Source organism: Micromonospora sp. ATCC 39149 (genome assembly GCF_000158815.1).
Taxonomy (GTDB): Bacteria; Actinomycetota; Actinomycetes; order Mycobacteriales; family Micromonosporaceae; genus Micromonospora.
Window position 1 is genome coordinate 3851136 of sequence record NZ_GG657738.1, and the last position, 14784, is coordinate 3865919.

General features: G+C 71.4%; 13 protein-coding genes. All 13 read left to right on the plus strand.

Annotated features, from left to right (window positions below):
• Positions 1 to 108 precede the first annotated feature (108 nt).
• Positions 109 to 1299, plus strand: coding sequence for a cyclic dehypoxanthinyl futalosine synthase (gene mqnC / locus MCAG_RS16490; RefSeq protein ID WP_036377311.1), 1191 nt, complete (start codon positions 109 to 111; stop codon positions 1297 to 1299).
• Positions 1300 to 1676: 377 nt separating this feature from the next.
• Positions 1677 to 2891, plus strand: coding sequence for a hypothetical protein (locus MCAG_RS16495; protein WP_007074119.1), 1215 nt, complete (start codon positions 1677 to 1679; stop codon positions 2889 to 2891).
• Between the two features lie 90 nt (positions 2892 to 2981).
• The gene (locus MCAG_RS16500; RefSeq protein WP_007074120.1) at positions 2982 to 3692 is read left to right on the plus strand and encodes a demethylmenaquinone methyltransferase; all 711 of its coding nucleotides are present in this window, start codon (positions 2982 to 2984) and stop codon (positions 3690 to 3692) included.
• Between the two features lie 95 nt (positions 3693 to 3787).
• Positions 3788 to 4015, plus strand: coding sequence for a hypothetical protein (locus MCAG_RS16505; protein ID WP_007074121.1), 228 nt, complete (start codon positions 3788 to 3790; stop codon positions 4013 to 4015).
• A gap of 134 nt (positions 4016 to 4149) precedes the next feature.
• Positions 4150 to 5424 carry a geranylgeranyl reductase family protein gene (locus MCAG_RS16510; protein ID WP_036373750.1) on the plus strand — a complete coding sequence of 425 codons (1275 nt, stop codon included), beginning with the start codon at positions 4150 to 4152 and terminating at the stop codon, positions 5422 to 5424.
• A 137-nt stretch (positions 5425 to 5561) separates the two neighbouring features.
• Positions 5562 to 5927 (plus strand): NADH-quinone oxidoreductase subunit A, encoded by a 366-nt coding sequence (locus MCAG_RS16515; RefSeq protein ID WP_007074123.1) that lies wholly within the window; start codon positions 5562 to 5564, stop codon positions 5925 to 5927.
• Positions 5928 to 5941: 14 nt separating this feature from the next.
• A complete protein-coding gene (locus MCAG_RS16520) occupies positions 5942 to 6619 on the plus strand; it encodes an NADH-quinone oxidoreductase subunit B family protein (RefSeq protein ID WP_007074124.1) in 678 nt (225 codons plus the stop codon).
• 55 nt (positions 6620 to 6674) lie between these two features.
• Positions 6675 to 7406 (plus strand): NADH-quinone oxidoreductase subunit C, encoded by a 732-nt coding sequence (locus MCAG_RS16525; protein ID WP_007074125.1) that lies wholly within the window; start codon positions 6675 to 6677, stop codon positions 7404 to 7406.
• Entirely contained in the window at positions 7403 to 8728 is a 1326-nt protein-coding gene (locus MCAG_RS16530) for an NADH-quinone oxidoreductase subunit D (RefSeq protein WP_007074126.1), read from the plus strand. Before MCAG_RS16525 ends, MCAG_RS16530 begins: the two co-directional genes overlap by 4 nt.
• The gene (gene nuoE, locus MCAG_RS16535) at positions 8725 to 9612 is read left to right on the plus strand and encodes an NADH-quinone oxidoreductase subunit NuoE (protein WP_007074127.1); all 888 of its coding nucleotides are present in this window, start codon (positions 8725 to 8727) and stop codon (positions 9610 to 9612) included. Before MCAG_RS16530 ends, nuoE begins: the two co-directional genes overlap by 4 nt.
• The gene (gene nuoF / locus MCAG_RS16540) at positions 9609 to 10925 is read left to right on the plus strand and encodes an NADH-quinone oxidoreductase subunit NuoF (RefSeq protein WP_007074128.1); all 1317 of its coding nucleotides are present in this window, start codon (positions 9609 to 9611) and stop codon (positions 10923 to 10925) included. The genes nuoE and nuoF overlap by 4 nt, the downstream gene beginning before the upstream one ends.
• Positions 10925 to 13435 (plus strand): NADH-quinone oxidoreductase subunit G, encoded by a 2511-nt coding sequence (locus tag MCAG_RS16545; protein ID WP_007074129.1) that lies wholly within the window; start codon positions 10925 to 10927, stop codon positions 13433 to 13435. The genes nuoF and MCAG_RS16545 overlap by 1 nt, the downstream gene beginning before the upstream one ends.
• On the plus strand, positions 13432 to 14784 hold the full coding sequence (gene nuoH / locus MCAG_RS16550) for an NADH-quinone oxidoreductase subunit NuoH (protein WP_007074130.1): 1353 nt from the start codon (positions 13432 to 13434) through the stop codon (positions 14782 to 14784). Before MCAG_RS16545 ends, nuoH begins: the two co-directional genes overlap by 4 nt.

Genomic DNA, 14784 nt, shown 5'->3' on the forward strand with positions numbered 1-14784 from the left:
TCCTACAGGCGGGGCAGCTCCAAAGGACGCAGACAGAGGGGTGCCGTCCGGTTGCCGGCCCGGACCACCCTGCGGGCCTGGACCGCCGGTCGGCGTACCCTCGAACGCGTGACGGTGAGCCGGGAGATCGACGACATCCTGCAACGCGGCGCGGACGGCGGGCGGATCACGCCCGAGGAGGCCCTGCTGCTCTACACCGAGGCGCCCTTCCACGCTCTCGGCGAGGCGGCCGACGCGGTGCGGCGGCGGCGCTATCCCGACAACATCGTCACGTACCTGATCGACCGCAACATCAACTACACGAACGTCTGCGTGACGGCGTGCAAGTTCTGCGCCTTCTACCGTGCCCCCAAGCACAAGGAAGGGTGGACCCACCCGACCGAGGAGATCCTGCGCCGCTGCGGCGAGGCGGTCGAGCTGGGCGCCACCCAGGTCATGCTCCAGGGCGGCCACCACCCCGACTACGGCGTGGAGTACTACGAAAAGCTGTTCTCCTCGGTCAAGCAGGCGTACCCGCAGCTCGCCATCCACTCCATCGGGCCGAGCGAGATCCTGCACATGGCCAAGGTCTCCGGCGTCAGCCTCGACGAGGCCATCGCGCGGATCAAGGCGGCCGGGCTGGACTCGATCGCGGGGGCCGGCGCGGAGATGCTGCCGGACCGGCCGCGTAAGGCGATCGCCCCGCTCAAGGAGTCCGGCGCGCGCTGGCTGGAGGTCATGGAGCTGGCCCACCGGCAGGGCCTGGAGTCGACCGCCACGATGATGATGGGCACCGGCGAGACCAACGCCGAGCGGATCGAGCACCTGCGGATGATCCGTGACGTGCAGGACCGCACCCGGGGCTTCCGGGCGTTCATCCCGTGGACGTACCAGCCGGAGAACAACCACCTGAAGGGCCGCACCCAGGCGACGACCCTGGAGTACCTGCGCCTGGTCGCGGTCTCCCGGCTCTTCTTCGAGACCGTCCCGCACCTACAGGCGTCCTGGCTGACCACCGGCAAGGACGTCGGTCAGCTCGCCCTGCACATGGGCGTGGACGACCTCGGCTCGATCATGCTGGAGGAGAACGTGATCTCCTCGGCGGGCGCCCGGCACCGCTCCAACCTGCACGAGCTGATCGGCATGATCCGCTCGGCGGACCGCATCCCCGCCCAGCGGGACACCCTCTACCACCGGCTCGCGGTGCACCACACCCCCGCCGACGACCCGACCGACGACCGGGTGGTGTCGCACTTCTCGTCGATCGCGATGCCGGGCGGCGGTGCCGGGAAGTCGCTGCCGCTGGTCGAGGCGAGCTGACGCTGCGCGCTGCGGCGGGCACGGTGGGCGAGGACGGGCCCCCCGGTCGGTGGGTGATCCGATCGGCGGTCCGGACAGTTCTGTTGGTCCTGTCGGACCTGGTGTGCGTCCTATCCCGCCAAAGGGTCGCGCAGGTCACCCCAGGTCGCTAACGTCCCCCGCGACGTGTCCGAGGTTCAGTCCTCCATCGGCCCGTGGGGGCCGTTCACATAATGCACCGCAACGAGGGCGGGATGGGCGACCATCCCGCCCTCGTTGTCGCGACGAGTGGTGGCCGGACAGATGAACAACCCATGCCGTTGCTGGCGCAAACGATCTACCTCGGATAACGTCCGCTCGGTTCCGCAACCTTCCTCCTTCCCAAACCCGGGGGATCCATGACCTCGTTTTACCGTTCGGCGCTGGCCCGTGCCGGTGCCGCGGCGCTGCTGGCCGCCGGTGGCCTGGCCACCGTGGCGGCCCCGGCGCAGGCGGCCGACCAGGCCGACCTGGCACTCGTCCCGCTCAGCCAGAACCTGGCCAGGGGCGTGGAGGCGGCCAAGGCCAAGCCGTTCAAGTTCACCGTCGACAACACCCGCAGCTCGGCGGCGGCCCGGGACGTGCGGGTCACTGTGGAGACGAAGGAGCTGACCCGGCGGGTGGGCTTCGTCGTCCCCGAGGGCTGCGACGTCTCCGGCACCACGTTCACCTGCCTGCTCGGCGACCTCGCCGGCGGCACCACCGAGGACTTCGGCATCCCGCTGTTCAGCACGGGCGGACGGGGCAAGGGCGGCGCGCTGACGGTGACGATCGCCTCGGCCACCGCAGACCCGAACACCGACGACAACACCGAGACGGTCGACATCACCGTCACCCGCCCCGGCTACGACCTCACCTCCTGGGTGCAGGACGGGTACGCCAACGTCGTGGTCGACGGGGCGCAGAACAGCGAGCCCGAGCTCAAGCCGATCCCGCGCGGCGGGACCGCCCCGCTGGACTGGGCGGTCTACAACGACGGCAGCCGCAAGGCGACAGGCATCTTCTACGCCCTCGCCCTGCCGGCCAAGGTCAGCTTCGCGAAGCTTCCCGAGAACTGCGTCGAGCAGGAGATCGGCGGGCTGGCCCAGGCGTTCTGCGAGGACGCCGGCGCGGTGGTGGAGCCGGGCGAGTACTACACCGACGAGGTACGGGTGAAGGTCGCCGAGGACGCGGCCGAGCCGGTCCTGCGCATCGGTGAGCTGTACGCGTACGGGCTGGACGGGGCGGAGGGCGCCCCCGAGGAGGAGCCCCGCGTCGCCTCCTCGGCGCAGCGCCGTGCCTTCACCGAGACGGACGAGGTCGACAACCAGGCGGTGTTCGACGTGTTCGTGGACCTGGCCGTCCAGCCGACCCCGACCCCGACGCCGACCGCCACGCCCTCCGGGCAGCCGACGGCCAGCCCCTCGCCGAGCACCGGCGGTGACGACGGCGGGCTGCCGGTCACCGGCGTGCAGGCGGGCCTGATCGGTGGCGTCGGCGCGGCCGTGCTGGTGGTCGGCGGCGTGCTGCTGATGCTGGCCCGTCGTCGCCGGGTGGTGCTGGTGACCCCGCAGGACGAGAAGTCCACCGACTGACGCGGTCGCGGCACGGCACGACTGGTACGGGCGGGGTGGGCGACCACCCCGCCCGTACCGCGTCCGGGCGGTGGCTGGCAGAGTGGAGGGGTGAGCCGTACCCCGCAGGGCCAGCGCGCCAGCCTGGACAAGCAGCCGCACGAGGTCGCCGCGATGTTCGACGGGGTGGCGGCCCGCTACGACCTGACCAACACGGTCCTCTCCTTCGGGCAGGACCGGTCGTGGCGGCGGGCCACCCGGGCGGCCCTCGGGCTCGGCCCCGGCGACCGGGTGCTGGACGTGGGTGCGGGCACCGGCGTCTCCACGGAGGAGATGGCGCAGTCCGGCGCGTACGCGGTCGGTGCCGACCTCTCCCTCGGCATGCTGTCCGCCGGCAAGCGGTCCCGCCCGGCGGTGCCGTTGCTGGCCGGGGACGCGTTGCGGCTGCCCTTCGCCGACGCCAGCTTCGACGCGGTGACCATCTCCTTCGCGTTGCGTAACGTGTCGGACACCAACGCCGCCCTGCGCGAGCTGGCCCGGGTCACCCGGCCCGGCGGCCGGCTGGTGGTCTGCGAGTTCAGCACCCCGGTGAACCCGGCGTTCCGGACGGTCTACCTGTCGTACCTGATGCGCTCGCTGCCGGCGGTGGCCCGCACGGTGTCCAGCAACCCGGAGGCGTACGTCTACCTGGCCGAGTCGATCCGGGCGTGGCCCGACCAGTCGGCCCTCGCGGCGCGGATCGGCGCGGCCGGCTGGGAGCGGGTGGCGTGGCGCAACCTCACGGGTGGCGTGGTGGCCCTGCACCGCGCGACCCGCGCCTGACCCGTCCCGCGTCCGCCCGTCCCGCGCCCGCCCAGCTTGTGCGTCTCTTCCCGATTGTGGCGAAATAGAGCGCTTTGCTCGCTTAGACTCCCTCCATGACCGGAGCAGAGCAGGCGGGCGACGTGCCGCCGGACGACGAGACGGCGGAGCTGGTCGCCCAGCTCAGAGAGTTGGCCGGCGCGAATCCCGCCGACGTCCGTCGGGTGGTGGCCGACGTGCTGGCCGCGCTCGACCGGGTGCCCGGGAGCGCGCTGCGCGAGCATCTGCCCGAGTCGATCCGGGCCGACGCCGGGCTGGATGTCACCGCCCCCGCCCCGCGCTGACCGCCGAAGTGGACCTTGGTGGCCCTCACCTCGACAAGTTAGGGCCACCTAACCGGGCGTGGATGTTACGCCGGTCATAGACTCCTCCCGACTGGCTTGTGAAGCATTTCACGAGCATGCGGGAGGAGGCGCAGATGACCGCGGTGGAGAACGACGCCGACGTGATCGTCGTGGGCGCCGGTCCCGGTGGCTCGGCGACGGCGTACCACCTGGCGCGGCACGGCGTACGGGTGCTGCTGCTGGAGAAGACCGAGTTCCCCCGGGAGAAGGTCTGCGGCGACGGGCTGACCCCGCGCGCGGTCCGGCAGCTCATCCGGATGGGCGTGGACACCTCGCCCGAGGCGGGTTGGCTGCACAACCGGGGCCTGCGGGTGATCGGCGGCGGCATCCGCCTGGAGCTGGACTGGCCCGACCTGGCCAGCTTCCCCAGCTACGGGCTGGTGCGCACCCGGCTGGACTTCGACGACCTGCTCGCCCAGCGCGCCGTCTCGGCCGGGGCGAAGCTGCGCACCGGCGTCACCGTGGCCGGCCCGGTGCTCGACGCCGACGACCGGGTCGTCGGCGTGCAGGCCGAGGTCGGTCCGGAGAAGGAGCCCGCCACCTTCCGCGCGCCGCTGGTGGTCGCCGCGGACGGCGTCTCCGGCCGCTTCCCGCTCGCCCTCGGGCTGGCCAAGCGGGAGGACCGGCCGATCGGTGTGGCCGTCCGGCGGTACTACCGCTCGCCCGCCAAGCACGACGACGACTACCTGGAGTCCTGGCTGGAGCTGCGCGGCAAGGGCAGCGACGCGCTGCTGCCCGGCTACGGCTGGATCTTCGGCCTCGGCGACGGGCGGGTCAACGCCGGCCTCGGCATCCTCAACTCCTCCACCGCCTTCGGCAAGACCAACTACCGGCGGCTGCTCACCGACTGGCTGGCCAACACCCCGGAGGACTGGGGGATGACCGACGAGGCGAACGCCGAGGGGCCGATCCTCGGCGCGGCGCTGCCGATGGGCTTCAACCGGGTGCCGCACTACACCCGGGGCGTCATGCTGGTCGGCGACTCCGGCGGCATGGTCAACCCGTTCAACGGCGAGGGCATCGCGTACGCGATGGAGTCCGGCGAGCTGGCCGCCGAGGTCGCGGTGCAGGCCCTCGCCCGGCCGGCCGGCGCCGAGCGGGAGCGGGCGCTGATGGCGTACCCGCAGGAGTTGAAGGCCCGCTTCGGCGGCTACTACCGGCTCGGCGGGATCTTCGTGAAGCTGATCGGCCGTCCGGAGATCATGCGGATCGCCACGAAGCACGGCATGCCGCACCCCGCCCTGATGCGCTTCGTGCTCAAGTTGCTGGCGAACCTGACCGACCCGCGCGGCGGGGATGCGATGGACCGGGTCATCAACGCGATGACGAAGGCGGCGCCAGCCGTCTGAACCAACGGTCGGCTGGTCGACGACGACCCGCCGGCCGGCAGGGATCGACCCCCGCCGACAGCCGTCGTGAGGGACGTGAATAGTGTGATTTTGGCCCACCACCGCCGAGGGCAGGGAAGGACGAGCAGGAGACCACGATGACGCTCTCGCCTTACGCACCCATTGTCGGGCTGTTCGCCCTCGCCGCGGCGTTCTCGCTGTTCTCCGTGGCCGCCGCCCGCTTCGCCGGCCCGCGCCGGTACAACAAGGCCAAGCTCGAGGCGTACGAGTGCGGCATCGAGCCCAGCCCGCAGCCCGTCGGGGGCGGCCGGTTCCCGGTCAAGTTCTACCTGACGGCGATGCTCTTCATCGTCTTCGACATCGAGATCATCTTCCTCTACCCCTGGGCGGTCTCGTTCGACGCCCTGCCGATCTTCGGCTTCGTGGAGATGGTCCTGTTCATCGTCGCGGTCTTCGTTGCGTACGCCTACGTGTGGCGGCGCGGCGGCCTGGACTGGGACTGAGGGAGGTACGTCAGATGGGTATCGAGGAGAAGCTTCCCGCCGGCGTCCTGCTCACCTCCGTGGAGAAGCTGGTCAACTGGTCGCGGAAGTCGTCCGTCTGGGGCGCCACCTTCGGCCTGGCCTGCTGCGCCATCGAGATGATGGCCGCCGGTGGCCCGCACTACGACATGGGCCGCTGGGGCATGGAGGTGTTCCGCGCCTCGCCCCGCCAGGCGGACCTGATGATCGTGGCCGGCCGGGTGAGCCAGAAGATGGCCCCGGTCCTGCGCCAGATCTACGACCAGATGGCCGAGCCCCGTTGGGTGCTGTCGATGGGCGTCTGTGCCAGCAGCGGCGGCATGTTCAACAACTACGCCATCGTGCAGGGCGTCGACCACATCGTCCCGGTCGACATGTACCTGCCGGGCTGCCCGCCCCGGCCGGAGATGCTCATCGACGCGATCCTCAAGCTCCGCGAGAAGATCATGTACGAGCCGCTGGGCCCGAACGGCCGCAAGATGCTCCAGGCCCGCCAGGAGCGCGGTGACGTCCCCGTCGTGCCGTACGGCTCGATGCCGTCGTCGTACCGCAACGACAAGGCCCGGCGCGCCGAGTGGACCCGGGCGGTCCGCGAGGGGCGCGAGGAGCAGTTGCGGATCGAGAACTGGATGAACGCGCAGAACCACCTCCACCCGCACGGGGGCCCCAAGTGAGCGCGAGAAGTGCAGCGGAGCGGAGCCCCGCAGTCGCGATCGGAGGGCAGGCACAGTGACGAGCGACAGGAACAGCACCGGCGGCGTGCCCGTACCGGTGACGCCGGCCGGCGCCAGCAGCGGTGCCCCGGCCGAACACCCGCCGTCCAGCCCGGCCGGGCGTGGCATGTTCGGCACCCACGGCTCCGGCGACGTCTCCGGCTTCGGCGGCCTGGTCCGCCAGCGCCAGCCGATCGAGGAGGCCCCCCGGCCGTACGGGGGCTACTTCGACGAGGTCCGCGACGCGCTGGAGGAGGCGTACCCGTACTTCGGCGACGCGATCGAGAAGGTCGTGGTCGACCGGGGCGAGTTGACCCTGCACGTGCGCCCGGAGCGGATCGCCGAGGTCTGCCAGGTGATGCGCGACGATCTCGCGCTCCGCTTCGAGCTGTGCTCCTCGGTGTCCGGGGTGGACTACCTCGGCGCGGACGAGCGCCGGCTGCACGTGGTCTACCAGCTCACCTCGATGACCTACCGCCGCCGGGTGCGGCTGGAGACCGCCGTCTCCGCCGAGGCCCCGCACCTGCCGAGCGTCACCGCCGTCTACCCGACCGCCGACTGGCAGGAGCGGGAGACGTACGACATGTTCGGCATCGTCTTCGACGGCCACCCCAACCTGACCCGGATCCTCATGCCGGACGACTGGGAGGGGCACCCGCAGCGCAAGGACTACCCGCTCGGCGGCGTGCCCGTCGAGTACAAGGGCGCGGAGATCCCGCCGCCGGACCGACGGAGGTCGTACCAGTGACGACGTCGAACTACGCCACCGAGCGCAAGACGACCGAGGGCAAGGTCTTCACCGTCACCGGTGGGGACTGGGACCAGGTGGTCTCCGGCACGGACCCGATCAACGACGAGCGGATCGTCGTCAACATGGGTCCCCAGCACCCGTCCACCCACGGCGTGCTCCGGCTGATCCTGGAGCTGGAGGGCGAGACCGTCCGGGAGGCCCGGTCGGTCGTCGGGTACCTGCACACCGGCATCGAGAAGAACCTGGAGTACCGCAACTGGGTCCAGGGCTCGACGTTCGTGACCCGGATGGACTACCTCTCCCCGCTGTTCAACGAAACGGCGTACAGCCTCGCGGTGGAGAAGCTGCTCGGCATCACCGACGACATCACCGAGCGGGCCACCACCATCCGGGTCCTGATGATGGAGCTGAACCGGATCTCGTCGCACCTGGTCTGGCTGGCCACCACCGGCATGGAGCTGGGCGCGATCTCGATCATGCTGTACGGCTTCCGCGAGCGGGAGTACATCCTCGACATCTTCGAGACCATCACCGGCCTGCGGATGAACCACGCGTACATCCGGCCGGGCGGCGTGGCGCAGGACGTGCCGGACGACGCGATCGTCAAGATCCGCGAGTTCCTGAAGATGATGCCGAAGAAGCTCAAGGAGTACGAAGACCTTCTCTCCGGCCAGCCGATCTGGGTCGAACGCACCAAGCACGTCGCGGTGCTCGACGTGACCGGCTGCCTGGCGCTGGGCATCACCGGCCCGGTGCTGCGCTCCGCCGGCCTGCCCTGGGACCTGCGCAAGACCATGCCGTACTGCGGCTACGAGACGTACTCCTTCGACGTGCCGACGCACCCGGACGGCGACGTCTGGGGCCGCTACCAGGTGCGGCTCGCCGAGATCCGGGAGTCGCTGAAGATCGTGGAGCAGGCGCTGGACCGGTTGAGGCCGGGCCCGGTGATGGTGGCCGACCGCAAGATCGCCTGGCCGGCGCAGCTCGCCATCGGCGTGGACGGCATGGGCAACTCGCTGGAGCACGTCGCCAAGATCATGGGTCAGTCGATGGAGTCCCTGATCCACCACTTCAAGCTCGTCACCGAGGGCTTCCGGGTCCCGCCGGGCCAGGTGTACGTCGGCATCGAGTCGCCCCGCGGCGAGCTGGGCGTGCACGCGGTCTCCGACGGTGGCACCCGGCCGTACCGGGTGCACTACCGGGAGCCGAGCTTCGTCAACCTCCAGGCCCTGCCGGCGATGGCCGAGGGCGGCCTGATCGCCGACGTGATCGCCGGCGGCGCCTCGCTGGACCCCGTGATGGGTGGTTGTGACCGATGAGTGTTTTCACCGAGCAGACGCGGGAGCGGGCGCGCGAGATCATCGCCCGGTACCCGGCCGACCGGTCCCGGTCGGCGCTGCTGCCCCTGCTGCACCTCGTGCAGTCGGAGGAGGGGTACGTCTCCCCGTCCGGCGTCGAGTTCTGCGCCGAGGTGCTCGGCCTGAACAAGGCCCAGGTCGGCGCGGTCGCCACCTTCTACACGATGTACAAGCGCAAGCCGACCGGCGACTACCTGGTCAGCGTCTGCACCAACACCATGTGCAACGTGCTCGGCGGGCAGGAGGTCTACGACACCCTGGCCGAGCACCTGGGCGTCGGGCACGACGAGACCACCGCCGACGGCACGGTCACCCTGGAGCACGCCGAGTGCCTCGCGGCGTGCGACTACGGCCCCGTCATGACGGTCAACTACGACTTCTTCGACGGCGTCGACCCGCAGACCGCGCTCGGCGTGGTCGAGGAGCTGCGCTCCGGCGGCCGGCCGATGCCGACCCGGGGCGCCCGGCTCTGCACGCTGAAGGAAATGTCGGTGCAGCTCGCCGGCTTCGCCGACGAGCGCGAGGGCGCGGTCGCCGACGGCGGTCCGGGCGAGCCCACCCTGCGGGGCCTGCGACTGGCCGAGCAGCACGGCATCTCGGTGCCGGGCTACGACCCGAACACCCCGATCCGGAGCAAGGCCGAGGCCGACCGGGCCGCCGCCGAGGCGAAGGCACAGGCCGACGCCGACAAGGCCGCCGCCGAGGCCGAGGCGAAGCGGGCCGAAGCCGCCAAGGCCCAGGCCGCCGGGGTCGCCGCGAACCCGCCGGCCAGCGACGGCAAGCCCGCCGGCGACGACGCCGACGCCCAGGAGCGCTCCCTCAAGGAAGCGGAGGCCCAGCAGTGACGACTCCCCGGCCGGAGACCCTGGCCAAGCTCACCCCGGTGCTCACCAAGCGCTGGCTGTCGCCGGACGCCTGGCGGATCGGCACCTACGAGAAGCTCGACGGCTACGCAGCCCTGCGCAAGGCGCTCAAGGCCCACCCGGACGACCTGATCCAGCTCATCAAGGACTCCGGGCTGCGCGGTCGCGGCGGCGCGGGCTTCCCGACCGGCCTGAAGTGGGGGTTCATCCCGCAGGGCGACGGCAAGCCGCACTACCTGGTGGTCAACGCCGACGAGGGCGAGCCGGGCACCTGCAAGGACCTGCCGCTGATGACCCACGACCCGCACTCGCTGGTCGAGGGCGTGATCATCGGGTCGTACGCGATCCGGGCCAGCCGGGCGTACATCTACATCCGGGGCGAGGCCGTGCACGCCGCGCGCCGGCTGCGCAACGCGGTCCAGGAGGCGTACGCCAAGGGCTATCTCGGGCGCGACATCCTCGGCTCCGGGTTCGACCTGGAACTGGTGGTGCACTCGGGCGCCGGAGCGTACATCTGCGGCGAGGAGACCGCGCTGCTGGACTCGCTGGAGGGCTTCCGGGGTCAGCCCCGGCTGCGCCCGCCGTTCCCGGCGACCCACGGCCTGTACGCCAGCCCCACAGTGGTCAACAACGTCGGCACCATCGCCAGCGTGCCGTACATCGTGCTCGGCGGGGCCGACTGGTGGAAGACCATGGGCACGGAGAAGTCCTCCGGGCCGATGATCTACTCGCTCTCCGGCCGGGTCGCCAACCCGGGCCAGTACGAGTGCACGATGGGCGTCACGCTGCGCGAACTGCTGGAGCTGGCCGGCGGCATGCAGCCGGGCCACAACCTGCGGTTCTGGACCCCGGGCGGCTCGTCCACCCCGCTGCTCACCGCCGAGCACCTGGACGTGCCGCTGGACTTCGAGGGGGTGGCGGCAGCCGGCTCGATCCTGGGCACCACGGCCACCCAGATCTTCTCCGACCAGGACTGCCCGGTCTACGCGACGTACCGGTGGCTGGAGTTCTACCACCACGAGTCGTGCGGCAAGTGCACCCCGTGCCGCGAGGGCAACTACTGGATGGTCCGGGTCTACCGGCGGATCCTCGCCGGCCAGGGCACCCACGAGGACCTGGACACCCTGCTCGACACCTGCGACAACATCCTCGGCCGCTCGTTCTGCGGCCTGGGTGACGGTGCGACCAGCTCGGTGACCTCGTCGCTGAAGTACTTCAAGCAGGACTACCTCGACTACATCGAGGGACGTACCGCGCCGAAGCTGTCGGACAAGCAGCTGGTGGGAGCGCACTAATGACCGACGTAGCGAAGAAGACCGAGACCGTCACGCTCACCATCGACGGCGTCGAGGTCACCGCACCCAAGGGCGCGCTGCTGATCCGGGTCGCCGAGCAGCTGGGCACCGAGATCCCGCGCTTCTGCGACCACCCGCTGCTGGCCCCGGCCGGCGCGTGCCGGCAGTGCCTGGTCGAGGTGGAGGGCCAGCGCAAGCCGGTGGCCTCCTGCACCCAGACCGTCGCCGAGGGCATGGTGGTCCGCACCCAGCTCACCTCGCCGGTCGCCAAGAAGGCGCAGGAGGGGGTCATGGAGCTGCTGCTCATGAACCACCCCCTCGACTGCCCGATGTGCGACAAGGGCGGCGAGTGCCCGCTACAGAACCAGGCGATGTCCACCGGCCGCACGGACTCCCGGTTCCACGAGCACAAGCGGGAGTACCCGAAGCCGCTGCCGATCAGCACCCAGGTGCTGCTCGACCGCGAGCGCTGCGTGCTCTGCCAGCGCTGCACCCGGTTCTCCGAGGAGATCGCCGGCGACAAGTTCATCGACCTGATGGGCCGCTCGTCCGCCGAGGAGATCAACATCTACCGGGACGAGGCTTACGGGGAGGAGGGCGACTCCGGCGACGTCCCGTTCAACTCGTACTTCTCCGGCAACACCGTGCAGATCTGCCCGGTGGGCGCGCTCACGGGCGCGCAGTACCGGTTCCGGGCCCGCCCGTTCGACCTGGTCTCCAGCCCGAGCGTGTGCGAGCACTGCTCGGCGGGCTGCGCGCAGCGCACCGACTGGCGGCGCGGCAAGGTGACGCGCCGGCTGGCCGGCGACGACCCGCAGGTCAACGAGGAGTGGAACTGCGACAAGGGCCGCTGGGGCTTCCAGTACGCCCGCGCGTTCGACCGGCTCACCACCCCGCTGGTGCGCGACGCCGAGACCGGTGAGCTGCGCGAGGCGTCGTGGAGCGAGGCGCTGACCGTCGCCGCCGAGGGGCTCGCCGCCGCCCGGGACTCCGCCCGGGGCACAGCGGTGCTGACCGGCGGTCGGCTCACCGTCGAGGACGCGTACGCGTACGCGAAGTTCGCCCGGGTCGCGCTGCACACCAACGACATCGACTTCCGGGCCCGGCCGGTCTCCCGCGAGGAGTCCGACTTCCTGGCCAGCTCGGTCGCCGGGCGCACCGACGTCACCTACACGGACGTGGAGAACGCCCCCGCGGTGGTGCTGGTCGGCCTGGAGCCGGAGGAGGAGTGCCCGATCCTCTTCCTGCGGCTGCGCAAGGCGTACCTGAAAAAGACGCTGACGGTGTACGCGATCGCGCCGTTCGCCACCCGCGGCCTGGAGAAGCTCGGGGCCAAGCTGGCCCGGGTGGTGCCGGGCGAGGAGGCGAGCGTGCTCGCCGAGCACGCCACGGTGGCCGAGGCGCTGAGCACCCCGGGCGCGATCCTGATCGTCGGTGAGCGGCTGGGCGAGGTGCCCGGCGGCCTGTCGGCGGCGGCGGACGTCGCCCGGCGTACCGGCGCGAAGCTGGCCTGGGTGCCGCGGCGCGCGGGCGACCGGGGCGCGGTCGACGCCGGCTGCCTGCCGAACCTGCTGCCCGGCGGACGGCCGGTCACCGAGCCGGCCGCCCGGGCCGAGCTGGGCGAGGTGTGGGACATCCCGGCCGGCGTGATCCCGAGCCAGGCCGGCCGGGACACCGACGCGATCCTCGCGGCGGCGGCCGGCGGTCAGCTTGGCGCGCTGGTGGTGGCCGGGGTCGACCCGGCCGACCTGGCCGACCCCCGGCTGGCCGAGCAGGCCCTGGACGCGGTGCCGTTCCTGGTCAGCCTGGAGCTGCGGATGAGCGCGGTGGCCCGCCGGGCGGACGTGGTCCTCCCCGTCGCCCCGGTGGCCGAGAAGGCCGGCAGCTTCCTGGACTGGGAGGGGCGGCTGCGCCCCTTCGAGGTGGTCCTGCACACCTCCGCGATGACCGACGGTCGGGTGCTGGACGCCATCGCCGCGCTGCTCGACGTGCGGCTCGGCACCGGCGACGTGCTCAGCGTCCGTCGTGAGCTGGGCGGCCTGCCGCCGACCCGGGCCGACCGGCCGTCCGCGCCGTCGGTGCAGCCGGCCACGGTGCCGCAGCCCGGCGCCGGGGAGGCCGTGCTGGCCACCTGGCGCCAGCTCATCGACCTGGGCAGCCTCACCGACGGCGACGAGCACCTCGGCGGCACCGCCCGCCCGCCGGTGGCCCGGCTGGGCAAGGGCACCGCGGAGGCGCTCGGCGTCGCCGACGGTGACCCGGTGACGGTGGGCACCGACCGGGGGGCGATCACCCTGCCGGCGGCGATCACCGAGATGCCCGACGGCGTCGTCTGGCTGCCGACCAACTCACCCGGCTCCACCGTCCGGCGCGGCCTCGGCGCGACGTCGGGTTCGGTGGTGCGGATCGCCGCCTCCGCAGCGACGGAGCCGGCCACGACCGGCCCGGTCGCCGCCGACGCGGCCGGCCGCCCGGGTCCCCTCCTCAACTCCGGGGGTGTTTCCCAGTGAACGCGGTCTACCTCGCGCAGGACCCGACGCTGGCCGACTTCGGCAAGGACCCATGGTGGCTGGTCCTGATCAAGGTCGTCTTCGCCTTCGCCTTCGGTCTGCTGGCCACGCTGCTCGGCGTGTGGTTCGAGCGGCGGATCGTCGGCTACATGCAGGTGCGGCCCGGCCCCAACCAGGTCGGCCCGTTCGGCCTGCTCCAGACCCTCGCCGACGGCCTGAAGATGGCCTTCAAGGAGGACATCCTCCCGAAGGCGGCGGACAAGGTCGTCTACTTCTTCGCCCCGACCATCTCGGTGATCTGCGCGGTCACCGCGCTGTCGGTGGTGCCGTTCGGCCCGATGGTGAGCATCTTCGGCCACCAGACGCCGTTGCAGGTCACCGACGTGCCGGTGGCGGTGCTGGTGCTGCTGGCCTGCTCGTCGATGGGCGTCTACGGCATCGTGCTCGGCGGCTGGGCGTCCGGCTCGACGTACCCGCTGCTCGGCGGCCTGCGCTCCAGCGCCCAGATGATCTCGTACGAGGTCGCGATGGGGCTGAGCATCGTGGCGGTGTTCATGACCGCCGGGACGATGTCGACCAGCGGGATCGTCGCCGCCCAGGGCGACGCGACTCGGCTGACCATCGCCGGCGTCGAGGTGCCGGCTCCCGGCTGGTACGCGATCCTGCTGCTGCCGAGCTTCATCATCTTCTTCATCGCCACCGTCGGTGAGACGAACCGGGCGCCGTTCGACCTCCCCGAGGCCGAGTCCGAGCTGGTCGCCGGCTTCATGACGGAGTACAGCTCGCTGAAGTTCGCGCTCTTCATGCTCAGCGAGTACGTGGCGATGGTGACCATGTCCGCGGTCACCACGACGCTGTTCCTCGGCGGCTGGCGGGCTCCCTGGCCGATCACCCTCTGGGCGGGGGCGAACTCCGGCTGGTGGCCGATGCTGTGGTTCTTCGGCAAGGTCCTGGTCCTGGTCTTCGTCTTCGTCTGGCTGCGGGGCACCCTGCCCCGGCTCCGGTACGACCAGTTCATGCGGTTCGGCTGGAAGGTGCTGCTGCCGATCAACCTGGTCTGGATCCTGGTCCTGTCCGGCCTGCGCTCGATCGAGGGTTGGCAGACCCGGGACCGGCTGCTCGCCACGGGCCTCGGCGCGGGCGTGCTGCTGCTGGTGACGCTGCTGTGGCCGAGCCGCAAGAAGGCGCCGCAGCCGTCGTTGCAGGAGCAGGTCAACAGCCGTCCACACGGCAGCTTCCCGCTGCCACCGATGGACCTGCAAGTGCCACCGAGCCCGCGCACCAAGCGCGTGGTCGCCGAGCGGGAGCCGGCCAACGTCGCCGCCGGCTCGGACTCCAGGGAGGTGTGA

Excerpts from the sequence above, each read along its gene's own strand:
- MCAG_RS16510 (WP_036373750.1), top strand. The coding sequence starts at position 4,150 with ATGACCGCGGTGGAGAACGACGCCGACGTGATCGTCGTGGGCGCCGGT.
- MCAG_RS16495 (WP_007074119.1), top strand. The coding sequence starts at position 1,677 with ATGACCTCGTTTTACCGTTCGGCGCTGGCCCGTGCCGGTGCCGCGGCG.
- nuoE (WP_007074127.1), top strand. The coding sequence starts at position 8,725 with ATGAGTGTTTTCACCGAGCAGACGCGGGAGCGGGCGCGCGAGATCATC.
- MCAG_RS16520 (WP_007074124.1), top strand. The coding sequence starts at position 5,942 with ATGGGTATCGAGGAGAAGCTTCCCGCCGGCGTCCTGCTCACCTCCGTG.
- MCAG_RS16515 (WP_007074123.1), top strand. The coding sequence starts at position 5,562 with ATGACGCTCTCGCCTTACGCACCCATTGTCGGGCTGTTCGCCCTCGCC.
- MCAG_RS16545 (WP_007074129.1), top strand. The coding sequence starts at position 10,925 with ATGACCGACGTAGCGAAGAAGACCGAGACCGTCACGCTCACCATCGAC.
- MCAG_RS16505 (WP_007074121.1), top strand. The coding sequence starts at position 3,788 with ATGACCGGAGCAGAGCAGGCGGGCGACGTGCCGCCGGACGACGAGACG.